The organism is Microbacterium aurugineum, from assembly GCF_023101205.1.
Lineage (GTDB): Bacteria > Actinomycetota > Actinomycetes > Actinomycetales > Microbacteriaceae > Microbacterium > Microbacterium aurugineum.
The window spans coordinates 629,496-647,647 of record NZ_CP078078.1 but is presented as its reverse complement, the minus strand read 5'-3'; the positions used below and the strand labels follow the sequence as shown (position 1 = coordinate 647,647).

Annotated in this window: 20 protein-coding genes; 7 read left to right on the top strand and 13 right to left on the bottom strand. The window is 69.6% G+C overall.

The window, feature by feature from the left end:
- Positions 1–20 precede the first annotated feature (20 nt).
- Positions 21–737: a glutamine amidotransferase-related protein gene (locus tag KV397_RS03095; protein ID WP_261812148.1), complete on the top strand. Its 717-nt coding sequence runs from the start codon at positions 21–23 to the stop codon at positions 735–737.
- A gap of 1 nt (position 738) precedes the next feature.
- Here the strand turns inward: KV397_RS03095 and KV397_RS03090 are convergent, their stop codons facing one another.
- Together KV397_RS03090 and KV397_RS03085 are read right to left on the bottom strand one after the other, a co-directional pair.
- Positions 739–1,209, bottom strand: a complete 471-nt coding sequence (locus tag KV397_RS03090) for a glutaminase (RefSeq protein WP_261812147.1) — start codon at positions 1,207–1,209, stop codon at positions 739–741.
- The gene (locus KV397_RS03085; protein ID WP_047524585.1) at positions 1,206–2,420 is read right to left on the bottom strand and encodes a cation:proton antiporter; all 1,215 of its coding nucleotides are present in this window, start codon (positions 2,418–2,420) and stop codon (positions 1,206–1,208) included. Before KV397_RS03085 ends, KV397_RS03090 begins: the two co-directional genes overlap by 4 nt.
- An 86-nt stretch (positions 2,421–2,506) precedes the next feature.
- Here KV397_RS03085 and purU point away from each other — a divergent pair, with 86 nt between their 5' ends.
- Complete coding sequence (purU, locus tag KV397_RS03080) at positions 2,507–3,358, top strand: formyltetrahydrofolate deformylase (RefSeq protein WP_047524587.1); 852 nt, start codon at positions 2,507–2,509, stop codon at positions 3,356–3,358.
- A 53-nt stretch (positions 3,359–3,411) separates the two neighbouring features.
- Here purU and KV397_RS03075 read toward each other — a convergent pair whose 3' ends face one another.
- Positions 3,412–4,458 carry an NAD(P)H-dependent flavin oxidoreductase gene (locus KV397_RS03075; protein WP_261812146.1) on the bottom strand — a complete coding sequence of 349 codons (1,047 nt, stop codon included), beginning with the start codon at positions 4,456–4,458 and terminating at the stop codon, positions 3,412–3,414.
- Between the two features lie 133 nt (positions 4,459–4,591).
- Here KV397_RS03075 and KV397_RS03070 point away from each other — a divergent pair, with 133 nt between their 5' ends.
- Together KV397_RS03070 and KV397_RS03065 are read left to right on the top strand one after the other, a co-directional pair.
- Positions 4,592–4,864 carry a DUF6412 domain-containing protein gene (locus KV397_RS03070; RefSeq protein WP_047524590.1) on the top strand — a complete coding sequence of 91 codons (273 nt, stop codon included), beginning with the start codon at positions 4,592–4,594 and terminating at the stop codon, positions 4,862–4,864.
- 66 nt (positions 4,865–4,930) lie between these two features.
- The gene (locus tag KV397_RS03065; protein WP_248570223.1) at positions 4,931–5,710 is read left to right on the top strand and encodes a YidC/Oxa1 family membrane protein insertase; all 780 of its coding nucleotides are present in this window, start codon (positions 4,931–4,933) and stop codon (positions 5,708–5,710) included.
- On the opposite strand, the gene KV397_RS03060 is transcribed toward KV397_RS03065, so the two are convergent.
- The 3 genes from KV397_RS03060 to KV397_RS03050 all read right to left on the bottom strand — a co-directional run bounded on the left by KV397_RS03060 (position 5,682) and on the right by KV397_RS03050 (position 7,983).
- Positions 5,682–6,599 carry an EamA family transporter gene (locus tag KV397_RS03060; RefSeq protein ID WP_261812145.1) on the bottom strand — a complete coding sequence of 306 codons (918 nt, stop codon included), beginning with the start codon at positions 6,597–6,599 and terminating at the stop codon, positions 5,682–5,684. The genes KV397_RS03065 and KV397_RS03060 overlap by 29 nt on opposite strands.
- 51 nt (positions 6,600–6,650) lie before the next feature.
- Positions 6,651–7,535: an SDR family oxidoreductase gene (locus KV397_RS03055; protein WP_131494262.1), complete on the bottom strand. Its 885-nt coding sequence runs from the start codon at positions 7,533–7,535 to the stop codon at positions 6,651–6,653.
- 100 nt (positions 7,536–7,635) lie between these two features.
- On the bottom strand, positions 7,636–7,983 hold the full coding sequence (locus KV397_RS03050) for a DUF7882 family protein (RefSeq protein ID WP_021201203.1): 348 nt from the start codon (positions 7,981–7,983) through the stop codon (positions 7,636–7,638).
- Between the two features lie 189 nt (positions 7,984–8,172).
- On the opposite strand from KV397_RS03050, the gene KV397_RS03045 reads away from it, so the two are divergent.
- On the top strand, positions 8,173–8,652 hold the full coding sequence (locus KV397_RS03045) for an FHA domain-containing protein (protein WP_047524595.1): 480 nt from the start codon (positions 8,173–8,175) through the stop codon (positions 8,650–8,652).
- Complete coding sequence (locus KV397_RS03040; RefSeq protein WP_131494260.1) at positions 8,649–9,062, top strand: CBS domain-containing protein; 414 nt, start codon at positions 8,649–8,651, stop codon at positions 9,060–9,062. The genes KV397_RS03045 and KV397_RS03040 overlap by 4 nt, the downstream gene beginning before the upstream one ends.
- Positions 9,063–9,128: 66 nt before the next feature.
- Here KV397_RS03040 and KV397_RS03035 read toward each other — a convergent pair whose 3' ends face one another.
- From KV397_RS03035 to KV397_RS03010, 6 genes are all read right to left on the bottom strand, one after another.
- Positions 9,129–10,217, bottom strand: coding sequence for an alcohol dehydrogenase catalytic domain-containing protein (locus KV397_RS03035; RefSeq protein WP_153242862.1), 1,089 nt, complete (start codon positions 10,215–10,217; stop codon positions 9,129–9,131).
- 11 nt (positions 10,218–10,228) lie between these two features.
- Positions 10,229–10,936, bottom strand: a complete 708-nt coding sequence (locus KV397_RS03030) for a phosphonatase-like hydrolase (RefSeq protein ID WP_261812144.1) — start codon at positions 10,934–10,936, stop codon at positions 10,229–10,231.
- Complete coding sequence (locus tag KV397_RS03025) at positions 10,933–12,078, bottom strand: TIGR03364 family FAD-dependent oxidoreductase (protein ID WP_248570226.1); 1,146 nt, start codon at positions 12,076–12,078, stop codon at positions 10,933–10,935. Before KV397_RS03025 ends, KV397_RS03030 begins: the two co-directional genes overlap by 4 nt.
- Complete coding sequence (phnE, locus tag KV397_RS03020; protein WP_261812143.1) at positions 12,075–13,829, bottom strand: phosphonate ABC transporter, permease protein PhnE; 1,755 nt, start codon at positions 13,827–13,829, stop codon at positions 12,075–12,077. The genes KV397_RS03025 and phnE overlap by 4 nt, the downstream gene beginning before the upstream one ends.
- Positions 13,826–14,656, bottom strand: coding sequence for a phosphonate ABC transporter ATP-binding protein (gene phnC / locus KV397_RS03015; RefSeq protein ID WP_047524603.1), 831 nt, complete (start codon positions 14,654–14,656; stop codon positions 13,826–13,828). Before phnC ends, phnE begins: the two co-directional genes overlap by 4 nt.
- Positions 14,657–14,763: 107 nt before the next feature.
- The gene (locus KV397_RS03010; protein WP_047524604.1) at positions 14,764–15,693 is read right to left on the bottom strand and encodes a phosphate/phosphite/phosphonate ABC transporter substrate-binding protein; all 930 of its coding nucleotides are present in this window, start codon (positions 15,691–15,693) and stop codon (positions 14,764–14,766) included.
- Between the two features lie 169 nt (positions 15,694–15,862).
- On the opposite strand from KV397_RS03010, the gene KV397_RS03005 reads away from it, so the two are divergent.
- The gene (locus tag KV397_RS03005) at positions 15,863–16,606 is read left to right on the top strand and encodes a GntR family transcriptional regulator (RefSeq protein ID WP_227991793.1); all 744 of its coding nucleotides are present in this window, start codon (positions 15,863–15,865) and stop codon (positions 16,604–16,606) included.
- A gap of 243 nt (positions 16,607–16,849) precedes the next feature.
- Here KV397_RS03005 and KV397_RS03000 read toward each other — a convergent pair whose 3' ends face one another.
- Positions 16,850–17,995 (bottom strand): sensor histidine kinase, encoded by a 1,146-nt coding sequence (locus KV397_RS03000; protein WP_131494250.1) that lies wholly within the window; start codon positions 17,993–17,995, stop codon positions 16,850–16,852.
- Positions 17,996–18,152: the final 157 nt, after the last annotated feature.

Genomic DNA, 18,152 nt, shown 5'->3' with positions numbered 1-18,152 from the left:
GCGCTCGTTAGAATCTCCTGATGGCCTCGCTTCTCTACGTGTGCGTGCGACCCGAGATCGGGGCGGCGGACGCCGAGCATGCGTCCTTCCGACGGGCGCTCGGCGTCGACGTCGTCGATCGACTCGACCTGCTGCAGACACCGCTGCACATCGAGCGTCTACGCGGATACCGCGGCGTCGTGGTCGGGGGCTCCCCGTTCAACGTCTCCGACACCGTGAAGTCCGCGGAGCAGCTGCGGGTCGAAGCCGACCTCCGCACACTGGCCGACGCGGCGATGGCCGCCGAGATCGCGGTGTTCTTCACCTGCTTCAGCATCGGTGTCGTGACCCGCATGCTCGGGGGCGAGGTCGTGACGGACACTCCCGAGCCCGCGAGCGCCACCGTGATCGATGTGACCGAAGCCGGCGCCGCCGATCCCGTGTTCGGGCCGAGCGGCCCCGCTCTCACGGTGTTCACGGCACACAAGGAGAGTTCGGCGAGCACCCCGCCGGGCGCGGTGCTCCTGGCGACCAATGAGGCCTGCCTGGTGCAGGCCTACCGCGTGGGCACGCACCTGTATGCAGCGCAGTTCCATCCGGAGCCCACTCCCCGCGACTTCGCGGACCGGATGACGTTCTACCGCACCACCGGCTACTTCGACCCGGAAGAGTTCGACGCGGTGCAGCAGCAGGTGCTCGCCGCATCGGTCACCGAGGGCGCCGCGCTTCTGCGCCGCTTCGGCGAGACCTTCGCCTGACTCAGCCTTCCGCCGAATCCCGCAACAGGGACACGCGCTCGCGCAGGTATGCCTCCAGGGGCATGAACCCGCCGGCCGCGCTCCACCGCACCGAGGGGACGCCGTCGACGAGCGCCAGCGGACCGGAGGAGCCGCCCGCATCCACGGCGTCGACGTCGATCACGCTCCATCCCACGTGGACGACGTCACCCTCGTCGAAGCCACCCCGCAGGGCTTCGGCACGACGTTCGGCGCGTGCTCTGGCCGACTCGGCGGTGTAGCCGCGGCGTCCGGGATCGGCCGCGCGGAGCACCTCGGCCGTGGCCAGCGCGTGCGAGTCGGTCAGCAGCAGCACGCCCAGATGCCATGCTTCGCCGACCCGCACGATGCGGCGCCCGCGCCACCGGGAGACGCGCTGCTCGCCCAGCCCTTCCTTCGCGATGCCGTCGAGGCTCTGCACCGTACGGGTCAGGAGCGCCGACGCACTCGTCACAGCTCCCCCTGCACGGCGTCGCCCGCACGGGCGGGTCCGACGACGTCGGCGCGATCCCCGCGCAGGGTCATCCCGATCAACGGATAGAGCAGCACCGAGAGCATGCCCGCTCCGACCAATGCCGCCGCGGTGCCGGTGTCGAGCATCTTCTCGTCGACGCCGATCGCGGTGACGGCGACGATGATCGGCAGTCCGGTGGCGGCGAGGAGCCCGAGGGCCGCACGGTCGCGGACACTCATTCCCACCGGGGCCGAGAGCTGCGCGGCCGCCCCACGGATGGCCAGCAGCGCGATCAGGAAGATGGGCACCAGGGCGAGGGCCGTCGGCGAGGTGAGCAGGGCCTGCAGGTCGAAGGTCACGCCCGTGTAGAGGAAGAAGATCGGTACGAGGAATCCGAATGCGATCGCCTCGATCTTGCTCTCGACCTCCTCGGCGGATTCCTTCGGTGCCCGCGTCATGATGATGCGCCACACCGCTCCCGCGACGAACGCGCCGAGCAGCATGTCGAGGTCGAGCATCACGCTCAGGCCGACCAGCGCCGCGATGAGCAGGATCACGAAGCGCACCCCGAACTGGTCGGACGTGTGCAGCGTCGCACGGACGATGCGGTGCAGCCGCCCGTGCGGCACACGGTGCGCGAGCAGAACTGCGAGCCCGGCCAGCACCACGAACGTCAGCAGGACGGCCGTGGCGATCGGTGTGGTGCGCGTGCTGAGGAAGATCGAGATCGCGATCAGGGGCAGGAACTCGCCGACCGCGCCGATCGCACTGATCGCACGACCGAACGGCGTGTCCAGCTCGCGGGCGTCGCGCAGGATCGGCATCAGCGTGCCGAGCGCGGTGGAGCTCAGCGCGATGCCGATCACGACCATCCCCTCGCCGGGGGCGAAGAAGAAGCCCAGGCCGATGCCCAGCAGAACGCTGAGGAGCCAGCCGAGGGAGGCGCGGGCGAGCGGTTTGCCCGCCACGGTCTTGAAGTCGATCTCGGTGCCGGCGACGAAGAACAGCAGCGCCAGACCGAAGTCGCTGAGCTTCTCCAGCAGGGGCCCCGGTTCGACCCAGCCGAGCACCGCCGGCCCCACGAGGATCCCGAGCACGAGTTCGAACACCACGATCGGCACCCGCACCACCGGGCGGACCCCGCGGGCGAGCAGGGGCGCGGCGACGGCCAGCAGGGGGATCAGCACCAGGCCGAGATCGCTCGCTTCCACGATTCTCAGAGTAGCGAGTCGCCTCTCGCGATTCGCCCCCGGTGTGCATCCACGGCAGAATCGATGCACACCCTCGAGGAGCCTCCATGTCCCAGCCCGATACCGCCCGCCTGCTCATCGCCTGCGACGACCAGCCCGGGATCGTCGCCGCCGTGGCGGGCGTGCTCGCCCAGCACGGTGCGAACATCATCTCGCTCGACCAGCACTCGACGGATTCCGAGGGCGGACGCTTCTTCCAGCGCACCGTGATCCACCTCGATGGACTCGCCGCCGCACGCCCCGCGCTCGAAGCCGACATCGCCGTCGTCGCCGAACGCTTCGGCATGGAGTGGTCGCTGCACGACGTCGCCCGCCGCAAGCGCGTGGCGATCTTCGTCTCGAAGTACGACCACTGCCTGATGGAGCTGCTCTGGCGCACACAGCGCGGCCAGCTCGACATCGACATCACGATGGTCGTCTCCAACCACCCCGACCTGGCCGAGTCGGTCCGCTCCTTCGGCGTACCCTTCGTGCACATCCCCTCGGGCGACAAGGCCGCCATGGAGGAGCGACAGCTCGAACTGCTGCGCGGGAACGTCGACCTCGTCGTGCTGGCGCGCTACATGCAGATCCTCACCGACGACTTCATCACCCGCCTCGAAGCGCCGGTGATCAACATCCACCACTCCTTCCTGCCCGCGTTCATCGGGGCGAACCCCTACGCCCGCGCCAAGGACCGCGGCGTGAAGCTGATCGGCGCGACCGCGCACTATGCGACGGCCGACCTCGACGAGGGGCCGATCATCGAGCAGGACGTCACGCGCGTGACCCACTCCGAGTCAGCGGCCGAGCTGCAGAGCCGCGGGGCCGATGTCGAGCGTCTCGTGCTCGCCCGCGCCGTGCAGTGGCACGCCGAGGACCGTGTGATCGTGCACGGCAAGTCCACCGTCATCCTCTAGGCCCCGACGCCCCTTGGGCCCTCCTCCGGTCGCAGGGCGCAGGCGGTGAGCGGTCAGGAGGGGCGCGGCACGCCGGCGGTCAGCTCCGCGAACACCTCGGCGGCGCTGTCATGGCGTGCGAGCGGCGCCGCCTGCCCCATCCACAGCGACTGGAGCTCCCCGAGATTCTGCTCCCCCGCCGCGGCCCGGAAGCGTCCGGTGAGCCAGTTCTGCATCGGGAACGGTGCGATCGTGCCGCTCGCCTCGATCGCCCGCACCGCACGGTTGCGGGCGCCTCGGGCCAGGCGACCGCTCATGGCACGGGTGAGCACCGTCTCCTCGGCGGCGGTCGCACGGATCGCGGCGCGATGCGCGGGCGTGGCCACGGATTCCGCCGTCGCGAGGAAGGCCGTCCCGACCTGCACGCCGGTCGCCCCCAACGAGAACGCCGCGGCGACTCCCCGTCGATCGGCGATGCCGCCTGCCGCGATCACCGGCACGTCCACCGCATCGACCACCTGCGGGACGAGCGCGAACGTGCCGACGAGCGAGTCCTCAGCGGGACGGAGGAACGACACCCGATGCCCGGCCGCCTCGGCACCCGTGGCGACCACCGCCTCCACCCCGGCGTCGGCGAGCGCGACGGCCTCGGCGACGGTGGTCGCGGTACCGACGATGCGGATCCCCCGGCGCTGTGCCTCCTGGACCACCTCGGCCGACGGCACCCCGAACACCGTGCTGAGCACGGCGGGCCGGATCTCCCAGATCGCGTCGAGCTGCTCCTCGAGCGCCGGGAGGTACCGCTCCGGGCGCGCCGGGACATCGATGCCGACCGCCTCGTAGAAGGGGTGCAGCGCCTGCGCGAACACCGCGTGCTGCGGATTCGGCTCGACCTCGTCGCCGGTGGGGAGCCAGATGTTGACCGCGAACGGACGATCGGTCGCCGCCCGCAGCGCCGCGCCGGTCGCACGGATTCGGTCGCCGTCGTAGCCGTAGAGTCCGAACGAACCGAGGCCGCCCGCAGCGCTGACCGCAGCCGTGAGGGCGGTCGAGGAGAGCCCGCCGAACGGGCCGAGGATGATCGGATGCTCGATCCCGAACAGGGCGCGAAGGTCACTCATGCTTTCGACCGTACGCCCCGTCGGCTTTCGAATCGCGCACTGTGCGGCATAAGTGGCCGGGAGCGCACCATTCGCGCGATTCGAAAGCGGCGGCGGCCCCCGGTGCTACCCTCACAACAGGAAGGGAGCGCGCATGAGCGAGTGGTTCGGGCAGATGCTGAGCATCGTCGCGACCGCGCTCGGCCTCGTGTCGATGCCGGATGCCACGGCTCTCGGCCTCGCCGTCGCCCTGCTCGCGGTGACCGCACTCACCCTCGCGATCGTGCTGAGTGTGCGCCCCGAGGCCTCGACCGGTGCCCCGCATCCGTTGCGCGCCATCGACGTCGGCACCCTCCTCACGCAGAGTGATCCTGATGCCGCCGGGCATCCGCGCCCTCGGGCGCCGGGAGTCGCGACCGCCGCGTAGTCCGCTCTTTCGACGGGACCGCGCGGCCTTCGCCGACCCTTCCCGACACCTCGAACGGACACTTCCATGGACCCCTTTGCCTTTCCACCCCTCGCCGCCCTCCTCGACGCCGCCTACGGCGCGCTGACCGGGCTCTCCGACCTGCTCACCCCCATCGCCGGTGCCTCCGCTGCCGCTCTCGCCGTCGTCCTCGTCACACTGCTCGTGCGGGTACTGCTCATCCCCGTCGGCATCTCCCAGGCCAAGGCCGAGCAGACCAGGGCGCGTCTCGCGCCGAAGCTGCGCGAGCTGCAGCGCCGCCACAAGAAGAACCCCGAGCGCCTGCAGCAGGAGACGCTGGCGCTGTACCGCGCGGAGAACACGTCGCCGTTCGCGGGGATGCTCCCGGTGCTCGCACAGGCCCCCGTGGTCGGCATCCTCTACACGCTGTTCCTCCGGCCCGAGATCGCGGGACACCCGAACGAGCTGCTCGCGCACGACCTGTTCGGCGCACCGCTGGGCACGAGCCTGGTGTCGGCGCTGTTCGGGGGCACCGCGACACCCGCCACCTTCCTCGTGTTCGGGGTGCTGCTCGCGGTCATGCTCGCGGTCGCCGAGATCACCCGCCGCGTGTTCCGCCCGACGCCGGTCGATGGGGACGACTCCCCCCTGAACTCCCCCACCCTGCTGCGCGTCGTCTCGGCGATGCACTACGCGACCGCGGTCTTCGCCGTGTTCGTGCCTCTCGCCGCCGCGCTCTACCTGACGGTCACGGTGGTGTGGACGCTCGTGCAGCGCGTGATCCTGCGTCGCCGGTACCCGCTGCCGGTCCCCGCGGTCAGTCGGGCAGCGGTATCGGTGCAGTGAACGGGCCGGAGGGACCGTCGTCGCGGCGTTCCCTCCGCACCCCGAGCGTGGTCCCGACGCTCGCGGCGATCACGAGGGCGACGGCGAGCATCCGCAGCGGCGTGGCGTCCTGCCCGAGGATGAGCCAGCCGGCGAGCGTCGCGAACGCCGGTTCGAGGCTCAGCAGCACCCCGAACACGCGCTGCGGCAGACGGCGCAGCGCCGCGAGCTCGAAGCTGTAGGGGATCACGGACGACAGCACCGCGGTGATCGCCGCGAGCAGGAGCAGCTGCGGATCCATCGCCACCGTCGACGCGGCCGGGATGCCGACCGGGATGAGCAGCACGGCAGCGACCACGAGTCCCATCGCCAGGCCGCTGCTGCCCGGGATGAGGGAGCCGACGCGGGCGCTCATCCGGATGTACATGGCCCAGAAGGCCGCTGCGATCAGGATGAACAGCACACCGAGCGGATCGAGCGGCTCGGCACCGATCAGGCCGTCGATGCCCAGCACGATCATTCCGAGGAGGGCCACTCCGACCCAGACGAAGTCCGTGACCTTCCGGGTGAGCACGGCCGCGAGCACGAGTGGTCCGAGGAACTCGATCGCGACGGCGGGGCCCAGGGGGATGCGGTCGATCGCCGCGTAGAAGAAGCCGTTCATCGCTGCCAGCGAGACGCCGAAGAGCACCGCGGCGAACCACTGCGGGCGGGTCCACTTCCCGGGCCGCGGGCGCACGATGACGACCAGGAGGATCGCGGCGATGGCGACGCGCAGTGAGGTCACCCCCCACGGACCGAGCACCGGGAAGAGCTGGGCCGCGACGGCGGCGCCGAAAGGAAGCGAGAGGCAGGAGCCGATGACGAGCGCGACTCCGACGAGGGGACGGGACGCGGCCGGCTTCTGCACTCCACAAGCTTAGGCGGCGGCTCCCCCTCGGTGCCGCCGCCTGAGCACGTGTCAGAGGCCCTTGCCGCCGGTGACCGCGATGACCGAGCCGGACGTGTACGAGGATTCCGCCGATGCCAGGTACACGTAGGCGCCGGCCAGTTCCGCCGGCTGACCCGCCCGCCCCAGCGGAGTGTCGGCACCGAAGGTCGCCAGCCGCTCGGCATCCCATCCGGTCGCGGGGATCAGGGGTGTCCAGACCGGTCCCGGCGCGACAGCGTTGACCCGGATCCCGCGGGGTCCCGCCTCCTCGGCGAGCGCCTTGACGAACGCGATCTGCGCCGCCTTGGTCATGGCGTAGTCGATCAATCCCGGTGAGGGGTTGTAGGCCTGGATGGAAGCCGTCACGATGATGCTCGCTCCGGGCTGGAGGTCGGGGTAGGCCGCCCGCGCCGAGAACAGCATGCCCGCCAGGTTCGTGTCGAACACCCGACGCATGCGGTCCGTCTCCAGACTCCCGAAGTCGTCGATGTCGTGCTGATAGCCCGCGTTGAGCACGAGCACGTCGAGCCCACCCAACTCGCTCCGCGTGCGGGCGACGATGTCGGTCGCGAAAGCCTCTTCTCGCAGGTCGCCTGCGAAGCCCACACCCGTGCGCCCCGTCTCGCGGACGAGGGCGAGCGTGTCCTCCGCGTCGTCCTGCTCCTCGGGCAGGTGCGCGATCGCGATGTCGGCGCCCTCCCGGGCGAAGGCGATCGCGACGGCCCGACCGATCCCGGAGTCACCGCCCGTGATGAGAGCACGGCGACCATCCAGGCGCCCGTGGCCGACGTAGGTTCCTTCGCCGTGGTCCGGTTCGGGGCGCGTCCGCTCGGTCAGCCCCGGCTGGTCCTGGTGCTGGTCGGGAAAGCCCTCTTCGCGGTGCGCGTGCCGGGGGTCGGTGGTGTCGTCGGTCATGGCCGATCCTCCTCGTCTCGTCGAATGAGGCCCACACTTCCACCCTTGCCCGCCCGTGGTCAGGGGCTTGACATCCCGGGCTCGGAGCCGCGGTCCCGGCTCAGAGCGGAGGGGTGACCGGAACCTCGCCGGCACCGGGCTCGTCGCCGGCCTCGGCGGGTTCGGGCACGAGGTACAGCCCGCTCGGCGCGTTCGCGGTGAAGGCGAGTGCCTCGATCCACGCCCGGTTGATGGACGGCTGACGGCTGCCGAAGTACTTGAAGACGAGCGAGCTCCCCGGCTGGATCCACACCGTGGTGCGCCCGCCGCCGACGCTCGCATCCTCACGCCAGCTGAACGGGAAGGGCTCCCCGCGGCGCAGCTTCGCGGTGATGACGAGCTGAAGGTGGGTGAGGGCGCGATCCTCGATCTCGGTCTTCACGCCGCCTTCGTAGACGAATTTACCCATGGGTGGTGCTCCTTGGTCGCTGCCGGGCCGAGACGACGGCTCACCTCATTCTCCCGTACTCGGGAGAAGGTTATCGCCTCCGAGTGCGGTCGACCGCGCGCTGGCGACTCGCTGCACCGAAGTCAACCCCCTTCGGCGGAGCGACGGCAGGACCCTAGCCTCGGGACACGCGATTCGAGGAGGACTGCCATGAACGACCGACACATCGACGACCGCCCGGATGACGGATACACCCCCACGACCACGCATGCCGAATGGGGCGCGGGGAACCCTCGATTGCGCATCAGCCGAGACGACGAACGCACCGAATTCGCGCTCGAGGCCGACGTGGTGCGGATCGGGTCGGCCGAGGGCAACGAACTGCGCCTCCCCGAGACCGACCCCGTGCACGCGACCATCACGCACGACGACCGCGACGAGTACGTGCTGACCTTGAACGGCGAGGGCGAGACCAACGCGAGCCTGGGTGTGGACGCGACTCACACCGACGAGTCCTCCGAGACGCTGCGCACGGGCGCGCACTTCACGGCGGGGCCCTGGACGTTCGTGTTCGCACGCGACGAGTTCGCCGACCACGGACGTCCGTACGGGGGGCGCGCGGGCGGGGAGTACTCCGATCAGCCGCTGCAGCCGCCGCGTCCCGACTACGACGAGAGCGAAGAGCGATGACCACCACGCGCGACCTCATGACGCCGAGTCCGCGCTGCATCGGCGTGAACGATTCGCTCCGCATCGCCGCATCCGTCATGGCCGAGCTCGACGTCGGCGCGCTGCCGATCTGCGGAGAGGACAGCCGCCTCAAGGGCATGCTCACCGATCGCGACATCGTGGTCGGTGCGGTCGCTCTGGGGATGGATCCCGAGACGACACCGGTCGAAGCGCTCGCGAAGGGGAAACCCGTCACGGTGGGCGCGGACGACGACATCCGCGTGGCCCTGGAGCGCATGCAGGAGAACCAGGTGCGCCGTCTGCCCGTGATCGCGGACCGCCGCCTGGTCGGCATCGTGAGCCAGGCGGACATCGCCCGATCGCTCTCGGCGGCCACGACGGGCAAGACCGTGGAGAGCATCTCCCGCTGAGCCCAGGTCCACGAGGCCGGCGCGCAGGAGGCCGGCGCGCCGGGGGGGGGTCAGCGCGCCGGGGGGTCAGCGCCCCGGGACCAGCCCGATCCGCAGCGGCGCCCCTGGCTCGGCTGCCTCCTCCAAGGCCCTGTCGATCTCGAGGAGCCCGCGGACCGCGCCGACGGCGTCACCGAAGGGATACGCGCGACCGCGTCCGGCCAGGAAGCCGACCGCCTCCGCCAGCTCGGCACCCGTGTAGTTGTGGACACCGGCGACCGTCACGAGGCGCCGCACGATGCTCTCGGCGTCGAAAGGTACCGGGTCCGCGGGGAAGACGCTGCCGACGAGCACGACCGTGCCGCCGACCGCCACGCCTTCGAGCGCGTCGCGGACCGCGTGACCGGACGCCTCGATCACGACATCGGGCTCGCGGTCCACGACGGTCGCGCCGAATCGTGTCGCGAGCGCCCTGCGCTCCGGGTTCGGGTCGAGCACCTCCACCGTCGCGCCCTGTTCGACGGCGATGGCCGCGGCGGACAGCCCGACCAATCCCGCGCCGTGGATCCGCACGGCGGCGCCGTCGAGGTCCCGTCCCTGGGCAGCCCTGGCCACCGCTGCCCAGGCGGTCGCCGTGGCGCACGAGGCGGGAGCGAGCACTGCGGCGGGGAGTGCCTCCGGCACGCGGACGATCGCGGTGCCGGTGCGCAGCTGCACGTGACTCGCGAAGGCGCCGGTGAGGTCGCCGTGGACACCGACCCGGTCGTGACCGTACTTGCCGAGGTCGCGGCACTTCTGCGGTATCCCGCGCAGGCAGCGGTCGCAGCTCCCACAGGAGACGGTCACCGACCACACCACGCGATCGCCGATGCGCAGCGGGGTGCCGTCGACCCCGCTCGCCCCGGCGTCGCCGGTCGCGATCACACGCCCGACGCTCTCGTGCCCGAGCACCAGCGGCACCGGGGCGGAGCGGCGCCCCTGCACGGTGTGGACATCGGAGCCGCAGATGGTCGACATCTCGACCGCGACCAGCACGTCGCCATCGGCGAGCGCCACTCCCGGCACCGCGATCGTCTCGTGCGGGTGTCCGGCGCCGATCCAGACCATCGCGGTCGCCGCCGGGCGCAGCGCGACGTCTCTGCGGTGCCCGGGAGGACGGATCAGCAGCGTTCCCATGTCACGGTCTCTCAGGAGGTCGTGACGAGCGGAAGCAGCTCGCGCTGGGCGAGCACTCCGCGCAACGCGGTGACGTCGGCGAGCACGGCATCGGCGCCCGCTGCGCTCAAGGCCGGCCGATCATGGGCACCGGTCAGCACGCCGGCGACGAAGCCGGCGCCGGCCCGGCGTCCGGACTCGACATCGCTGACGGTGTCGCCCGCGACGGCGACCGCGGAGACCGACGAGGTCTGCGTGCGCAGCAGCGCCGTGAGCACGAGGTCGGGAGCGGGGCGACCGCGTCCGGCATCGATCGGCGACAGCGCGAGGTCGACGAGGCCGCGCCAACCGAGACCGTCGAGCAGGGCCTCTCGGGTGATCGGAGCGAAGCCCGTGGTCAGCGCGACCCGCAGGCCGGCGTCTTTGAGGCTCTGGATGGCGTCCGCCGCACCGGGGATCTCGGAGACGCCCTGCTCGGTGATGATCTCGGCGTAAGCGCCCTCGAAGGCCGCGGTCGCCCGTGCCGCGGCATCGGCATCGCCGCCGGAGAGGTACGTGAAGACGTCGATCTTCGACTGCCCCATCGTCGCACGCACGTGGTCGAGTGCCTCCGCCCACGGCATCCGATCCGCGACGCCCGTGCGCTCGGCCGCGCGCTGGAACGCCTGCTCCACGACGCCGTCGTCGAGCACCGTGGTTCCCGCCATGTCGAGGACGACGAGTTCGAGGGGAGTGGTCATGTTGTTCCTTCCCTTGCTGCCGCCCATCCGAAGGCGGCGGTGAGATTGTGTTCCGCGAGACCCAGGCCCGTGGTCATCCCGATCCCGGTCGTGGCGGCGAGCACGAGCACACCGTCGTCGCCCCGATCGATCAGGAACTCCTGCCTCCCCTTGGCGTACACGCCCTGCCAGCGTTCGATCACCCGCGGCGCCGGCGCATCGAACAGCGCTTCCGCCTCGGTGAGGAACGCGGTGAAGGCGGCCTCGGGCTGGAACGGCGAGGGAGCCGCGGCGGTCGCGTGCGAGTCCCCGATGATGAGCGTGCCGTCGGGGAGCTGTGTGTACATCTGGTTCAGGTCGAGCGCGGCGAGATCAGGCCGTTCGGCGTGGAGACGTTCGCGCAGCACGGCGGCCTCCGGTCCGTCGGAGAAGCGCCCGTACCGCACGAGCGACCATCCGGTGAGCAAGGGCGCCGCGAGCGGATGCCGGAACGACACGGCCGCTCGCACCATGTCGAGGGCGCAGCGGACGATCCCGTGTCGTTCGGCCACTTCGGGCAGCAGCTGGTCGATGTCGTGGTTCACGGCGACGACCACGCTGCCGCAGGTGAGGGGTCCGCGGGTGGTGTCGACCCGGCCGCGCCCGACTCCGGTCACGCCGGTGCGGAAGCGGAAGTCCACGCCGAGGGCTGCGAGGTGGCGGACGATCGCAGACGCCGCCGTGCGCGGATCGGTCTGCAGGTCGCTCTCGATGTGTGCGCCGCCGACCAGGCCCTGGGCGCGCAGCGGTGCGAGTTGCAGGAGATCGTCGGCCTCGAGCATCCGGATCCCGCCGTCGTGAGCGGCCGCCTCGAGCACCGCGATCTCGTCGTCGTGGCGGGCGGCGACCAGCGTTCCCGACTCGCGCAGCCAGAAGCCCGCGTCCTGGGAGAGACGCAGCCACAGCTCGCGCGAGGTGTCGGCATACCGCCGGGCCTCGCCGCCCTGCGCTCCGATGCAGAGGTGCCCGAAGTTGCGGATCGTGGCGCCGACCGGTGCATCGGTGCGGTCGACCACGATCACCCGCAGCCCGCGACGGACCGCCGCGTAGGCCGCGCCGAGACCGACGATCCCGGCCCCGACCACCACGACGTCCGCAGAGTCCGCGGAGCGATCCGGGTTCATCGGAACACCTTCCGCATCCACATGGCGAGGCCTTCGACGACGAGCACGGTGGCGAGGATCATCAGCACGATCGCCGTCACGGTCTCGTAGCGCGAACCCTGGCTCGCGTTGAGCAGGTAGTAGCCGACCCCACCGCCACCGACGATCCCGAGGATGGTCGCCGCACGGATGTTCGTGTCGAGCATGTAGAAGCTGTGACCGATCAGCGCCTGGGTCCCCTGCGGCACCGTGGCCGAGGCGTAGGTCTGCAGACGCGTCGCCCCGACGGCCCGGAGCGCGCGCTCGGGGCCGCGATCCACCTCTTCGAACGAGTCGGCGATGAGCTTGCCGAGGAGCCCGATCCCGCCGATCGCGAGGGCGATGACGCCGGCCTGCGCGCCGAGTCCCGTGATCACGACGAGCACGATCGCCAGGATCAGCTCCGGGATGCCGCGGATGCCGACGAGCAGGAGTCGTGCCGTCCCCCGTGCTCCGGAGTTCGGCGCGACGTTGCGGGCGGCGAGCGAGCCGAGCACGAGCGAAGGGAGGAGGGTGAGCACCGTGGCGGCGAGCGCGATCGCGACCGTCTCCCGCATCGCCTCGAACATGGCGCTCGCGTCGTAGTTCCCGAAGGAGGGCGGCCAGAACAGCGCGGCGACCTCGGGCAGCTTGGCCCAGAAGGTGATGAGGTCCATCCAGTTGATCTGGCTGACCACGATGCTGCCGATGACGACGAGCACCGCCACGACGCCGGCGACGGTGTGGCGCACGCGTCGGGAGGTCCAGGGGCGACGCACGGCGGTCTCGGGGCTCGTGGCCCAAGCAGGGCGACCGACCGGCGCGGCTGCGGTGTTCGCTCCGAGGCGCGGGTGGAGGATCCGGTCGATCCACGAGCGGGTGTGCTTCTGCTCGCCCAGCATCGCGCCGCGAACCATGCTCGAGATGACCTCCATCGCGATGCACAGGAGGAAGATGACCAGCGCGATGCCGAGGCCCTTGCCGTAGTTCAGCGACTTGAAGGCGTACGACATCTCCAGGCCCAGACCGGCCACCCCGACGTAGCCGAGCACGACGCTGCTTCGCAGGTTGATGTCGTTGCGATGCAGCACAGTTGCCACCCAGCTGGGCAGCACCTGCGGGAGGATCCCCGCCGAGAACTCCTGCATCTTCGAACCGCCCGCGGCACGGATCGCGAGACGGGGACCCTCGTCGATCTGCTCGATCGCATCGGCGAACATCTTCGAGATCATGCCGATCGAGTGGATGCCGATGGCGAGGATGCCGGGAAGGGTGCCGAGCGAGAACATCAGCACGAACGCCATCGCGAGGACCACATCGGGGAGCGCACGGGTGAGCACGCCGATGAATCGAGCGGCGGCACGCCAGCCGTTGCCCGGAGTCGTGTTGGACGCGGCGAGGTAGGCGATCGGCACCGAGAGAACCGCGGCCAGCAGGGTTCCGACGAGCACGAGACCGACGGTGAGTGCGATCAGCCAGACGAGATCCCCGGGCGCGGGGAACGTGAGTCCGCCGATGCGGGCCATGAAGTTCTCGGCGTTGCCCCAGCTCTGCACCATGGCGGGGATCGAGATGTCGACGTCACGGACGGCGAGGATACCGAGGACCAGGAGCGCGACAAGGGTGAGGGATGCGGCGATGCGTTCCGGGGAGATCACCCGCTTCGGGGCGCGCTCCCTCACCTGTCCCGCCTGCCGAGGAGCCGCGCCGCCGCCCCGCGTCGAGGAGTCCGTCGACGCATCGAGAGCCGTCATGATGCGGCCACCTGCGCCGCCGCCTCGACGAGTTCTTCCTGGACGGCACGGATCTCGGCGGTCGTGGTGGCGACGCGGCCATAGATCTCCATGACCTCGGCCTTGGTGAGGTCACCGGTCGGGGTGTCGAGCACGACCTCGCCGTGGCGGAGTCCGACGATGCGGTCGGCCCAGCTGATCGCGAGGTCGACCTGGTGCAGGCTGCACACGACGGTGAGTCCCTCGTCGGCGGCGATCTCGCGGATCAGTGCCATCACCTGTTCACTCGACTCCGGGTCGAGCGAGGCGACCGGTTCGTCGGCGAGCAGGATGTCGGGCTTCTGCATGAGGGCACGGGCGATGGCCACGCGCTGCTGCTGTCCCCCCGAGAGGGTGTCGCTGCGCTGGTAGGCGCGGTCGAGCAGCCCGACCCGATCGAGGTGCTCGAGCGCGGTGACCTTCGCGGCTCGCGAGTACCCCCAGAGCCCGAGGCGCGGTCCGCGCAGGTCGGAGAGCGAACCGGTGAGGACGTTCTCGAGCACCGTGAGCGAGGGCACGAGCTCGAACTGCTGGAAGATGAAGCCCACGCGGCTGCGGAGGTCGCGCAGCGCCCGGCCCTTGAGCGAGGGAACCTCGGCTCCCAACACCTCGACCGAGCCCGAGGTGGGGATCTCGAGGCCGTCGAGGTGGCGCAGCAGGGTCGACTTGCCCGAGCCGGAGAGCCCGAGAAGCACGACGATCTCGCCGCGGGACACCTCCAGGGAGGCGTCCTTCAATGCAGTGGTCGTCCCGAAGGTCTTCGTCACGCCATCGAGGCGGATGAGGGCGTCGGATGCCGAGGCGGTCATGTCGTGGCTCCTGTGGTGTGGTGAGTCGTGCGGTGGTGCCCTCCGTCTCGTCCGTGCGAGGCGGACGGGACGGAGGGCGCCGATGAGGCGAGGTGGTCAGGCCGGGCTCAGGCCTTGCACTGCTCCGCTTCGGTCTCCTTGCAGATGTCGCGGATCAGGTCGTAGTACGCGTCGTCGACCGGCTTCGTGGCGTAGAACACACTGCGGAAGGAGTCGGTGTCGGCGCTGTCGATGCCTGCGGCGATGATGTCGTCGATCGTGATCTCGGAGAGTCCGTCGATGAGCTTCTTCGAGACGTCGTCGGGGAGCGTGGACGAGTAGACGAGTGGTGCACCGGGCACCATGGTCTCGTCGATGACCTTCACCTTGTCCGACTTCTCGACTTCGGAGTCCTCGGCGAAGCCCGCCTCGCACTCGACGCCCTCGCCGACCTTGGTGACGCTGACGTCGTGCTTGCCGGCGAAGACCGGGGTGATGTCGGTCTTCGGGTCGATGCCGGCCTCGAGCAGGTTGTACGACGGGAACAGGTAGCCCGAGGTCGAGGACGGGTCGACGAAGCAGACCTTCTTGCCCTTGAAGCCGTCGATGCTCGTGATGTCACTGTCTGCGGGGACGATCGCCTGCGAGTAGTAGCCCGGCTCCTGGCCTTCTTCGGTCACGATCGAGGAGATGGGAGTGAGCTTGGCGCCGTTGTTGGTGGCGGTGACGTAGGTGAAGCCCGAGAACGACGCCACATCGACCTTGCCGGCCACGGCCGCCTCGATGAGCGCGGCGTAGTCGGTCGACTCGTGGTACTCGACGGACTTGCCCGTGAGGTCGGCGATGTAGTCCATCAGCGGCTGGTAGTTGGTCTCGGTGTCGACCGAGTCGGGCACGACGCCGAAGACGAGCGTGTTCTCGTCGACCGCGAATCCGCTCGCAGAGGACGACCCGTCGGCGCCCGAGGCACCGGTCGCCTCAGCCGAGCCCGAACAGGCGGCGAGACCGAGCGCGAGGATCGCGACACCGGCGAGGGCGGGGAGAGCGCGAAGCTTCATGAGGACCTTTCAGAGTGGGAGGGGTGATCCACGGAAGACTCTGACAGGTGCCGCACCGAGATATGTACCTAACTCGGAAGAGTTCAGAACTCGTTTACCGGCCATTCGCCTGGATGAACGCTCCTGGAACGCGATCGCGCGAGCGGGCATGACGAAGTAATGTACCTATGTGGCTGAAGCTGTGTACACCCAGATCGCTGACGACCTCCGCGCTCGGATCGCCGACGGCGGGTTGCGCCCAGGAGACGACGTCCCGACCGAGGCGGAGCTCGCGCAGAGGTGGCAGACCTCGCGCGGCCCGATCCGCAATGCGTTGGCGGCTCTGCGCGCAGAGGGCCTGATCGAGACGACGCGCGGCCGCCCCGCGCGCGTGGTGGCGCGCAAGGCCAATCAGGCGGTGGACGTGTCGGTGCCGTTCACACGTTGGGCGCGCGAACTCGGGGTCTCGCCCGGCGCCCAGACCCAGGAGCTGAGCCTGCGGCGCGCCGGTACCCTGGGGGCGGCGCTCGGCGTCGACGAGAGCGACACCATCGTGAGCGTCGTACGGCTGCGCTTCCTCGACGGACGCCCGACCATGCTCGAGCGCCTCAACTACACCGAGGTCGCGGGGCGTCACCTGTTCGAGGTGAACCTGGATGAGGTCTCGATCACCGAGTATCTGTCGTCGGTGGGACACCCCATCGTCACCCTGGAGCACGTGATCGACGCGGTCGCAGCGGATGACCAGGATGCCGCACTCCTGCGCGTACCGCGCGGCACGCCGATCCTGCGCCTCACCCGCACCTCGCGCGACGCGGAGGGACGGATCTTCGAGGCGTCGGAGGACCGCTACCTGAGCGAGGTCGTGCGTTTCACCGTCGCCGCGTCGGGAATCTCCACCGATGGGCACTACATGCGAGCGGTGGGCGCGTAGCCCGGGGCCAGAACGGGGCCGGAAAATCGCCCGTTAACGCAGATGGCGATCGCGAGCGCGCAAAGTGTTTCAGAAGCCAGAAAGACCGCGCTCGCGATCGCAGCGCTGGGGACGCTTTATCTGGGGAGCCTCCAGAATACGGAGAGACTCAACCCGAAACGTAGGGCCGAACGTCGAGGTTTATCTAGACTTTTGTCCAGATTTTGCGGTCATCGACGAAGCGTGCTCACACACTCTAGAGCATCAGACGACCGGAAGGCGGGCCGACACGACCCAGAATCCTTCCTCTTCGCCGGCACTGAACTGTCCGCTCGCTCCCATCACACGCTCCGCCATGCGGGTGAGGCCCGTACGGCTCGAGGAGAGCTCCCGGCGCGGGGTGGTCGGGAGAGGACTCCGGAGGATGAGATGCGCGACCTCGTCGTCGACCGCGAGGTGCATCTGCACTTCGCCGGGGCCGGCGTACTTGAGGATGTTCGTGGCGGACTCGCGCGTGATGCGCGCGAGGACGATCTCGACCGCACGAGGGATGCGCTCGTCACGAGGATCTCCCACGCGGTCCACGGAGTGACCTGCAGCCTCGAACTCTTCTTGGGCCTCGTCGATCGCCGCAGCGAGGTCACCGGTCTGCACGCTCGAGGATTGCGGCGCGTCGTCGGCGAGCTCGATCACGAATCGGAGATCGGTCATCGCCTTGCGTGCGGCGACGCGAATCGCCTCTTGCGAATCTGTACTTGTCTGGGGGTCTTCGAGCATCTGCACGTGCAACGACACCACCGTGAGGTGGTGAGCGATGCTGTCATGCAACTCACCGGCGATCCAGCGCCGCTCGGCGAGTACTGCTTGGCGCTCCTGTTCGGCCGCCGCCTGGAGTTCGCGCTCGAGGCGGCTGCCACGGGCGAACGCGAGCCGAAGGGCGAACCCGACGGCTCCGGCCACCGTGGCGAAGACGAGATAGAGACCAACATTGACGGTCACGCCTGGCTCAGCGGCAAACGGGACGATTGCCGCGGCGACCAAGAACGCGCCGGTATACGAGAGGATCAGCGAAGTCCACCCCAGCCTCATGACCAAGCTGGCCGCGACTGCAGCCGCGGTGAGGACCTGGAGTTCTGATCCGGGGAGGAAGGAAAGCGCGAACACAACGCCGAGGGCGCATGTCGCGATGAGCGGCTTCCAGAGGTATAGCGCGAACACAGACGTGGTCGCGATGCTCAGGAGAAGCGCGACCGGGTTCACACCCGGTGTGGTGAAGAAGCCGATGAGATCTGCAGCGACGGTGATCCCGAGGATCACCAGAACGACGATGCGTTCGATTGCGCTGAGCTTCTCGCCTCGGGTCAGGCGGAGCGTGTCCGCAGTTTCCCGTGTCGATTGGTCGAAGGCCATGCTTCACTATCTCCTATTTGCCAACTATCTTAGTTGTGGAGACCAAAGAACTTGCCCACCTGCTGCCAGAAAGTCATCGTGTTCACCTCCATCATGTAGTCGTTCGTCGATGTCTGTATTCATCTTCTCGGTGATCTTCACGGGGCACATCTGCCTC

Bases quoted from the DNA above. Each gene is read 5' to 3' on its own strand.
- KV397_RS03095 (WP_261812148.1), top strand. From the start codon at position 21: ATGGCCTCGCTTCTCTACGTGTGCGTGCGACCCGAGATCGGGGCGGCG.
- purU (WP_047524587.1), top strand. From the start codon at position 2,507: ATGTCCCAGCCCGATACCGCCCGCCTGCTCATCGCCTGCGACGACCAG.
- KV397_RS03075 (WP_261812146.1), bottom strand. From the start codon at position 4,458: ATGAGTGACCTTCGCGCCCTGTTCGGGATCGAGCATCCGATCATCCTC.
- KV397_RS03070 (WP_047524590.1), top strand. From the start codon at position 4,592: ATGAGCGAGTGGTTCGGGCAGATGCTGAGCATCGTCGCGACCGCGCTC.
- KV397_RS03065 (WP_248570223.1), top strand. From the start codon at position 4,931: ATGGACCCCTTTGCCTTTCCACCCCTCGCCGCCCTCCTCGACGCCGCC.
- KV397_RS03055 (WP_131494262.1), bottom strand. From the start codon at position 7,535: ATGACCGACGACACCACCGACCCCCGGCACGCGCACCGCGAAGAGGGC.
- KV397_RS03050 (WP_021201203.1), bottom strand. From the start codon at position 7,983: ATGGGTAAATTCGTCTACGAAGGCGGCGTGAAGACCGAGATCGAGGAT.
- KV397_RS03045 (WP_047524595.1), top strand. From the start codon at position 8,173: ATGAACGACCGACACATCGACGACCGCCCGGATGACGGATACACCCCC.
- KV397_RS03040 (WP_131494260.1), top strand. From the start codon at position 8,649: ATGACCACCACGCGCGACCTCATGACGCCGAGTCCGCGCTGCATCGGC.
- KV397_RS03035 (WP_153242862.1), bottom strand. From the start codon at position 10,217: ATGGGAACGCTGCTGATCCGTCCTCCCGGGCACCGCAGAGACGTCGCG.
- KV397_RS03030 (WP_261812144.1), bottom strand. From the start codon at position 10,936: ATGACCACTCCCCTCGAACTCGTCGTCCTCGACATGGCGGGAACCACG.
- KV397_RS03025 (WP_248570226.1), bottom strand. From the start codon at position 12,078: ATGAACCCGGATCGCTCCGCGGACTCTGCGGACGTCGTGGTGGTCGGG.
- phnE (WP_261812143.1), bottom strand. From the start codon at position 13,829: ATGACGGCTCTCGATGCGTCGACGGACTCCTCGACGCGGGGCGGCGGC.
- phnC (WP_047524603.1), bottom strand. From the start codon at position 14,656: ATGACCGCCTCGGCATCCGACGCCCTCATCCGCCTCGATGGCGTGACG.
- KV397_RS03010 (WP_047524604.1), bottom strand. From the start codon at position 15,693: ATGAAGCTTCGCGCTCTCCCCGCCCTCGCCGGTGTCGCGATCCTCGCG.
- KV397_RS03000 (WP_131494250.1), bottom strand. From the start codon at position 17,995: ATGGCCTTCGACCAATCGACACGGGAAACTGCGGACACGCTCCGCCTG.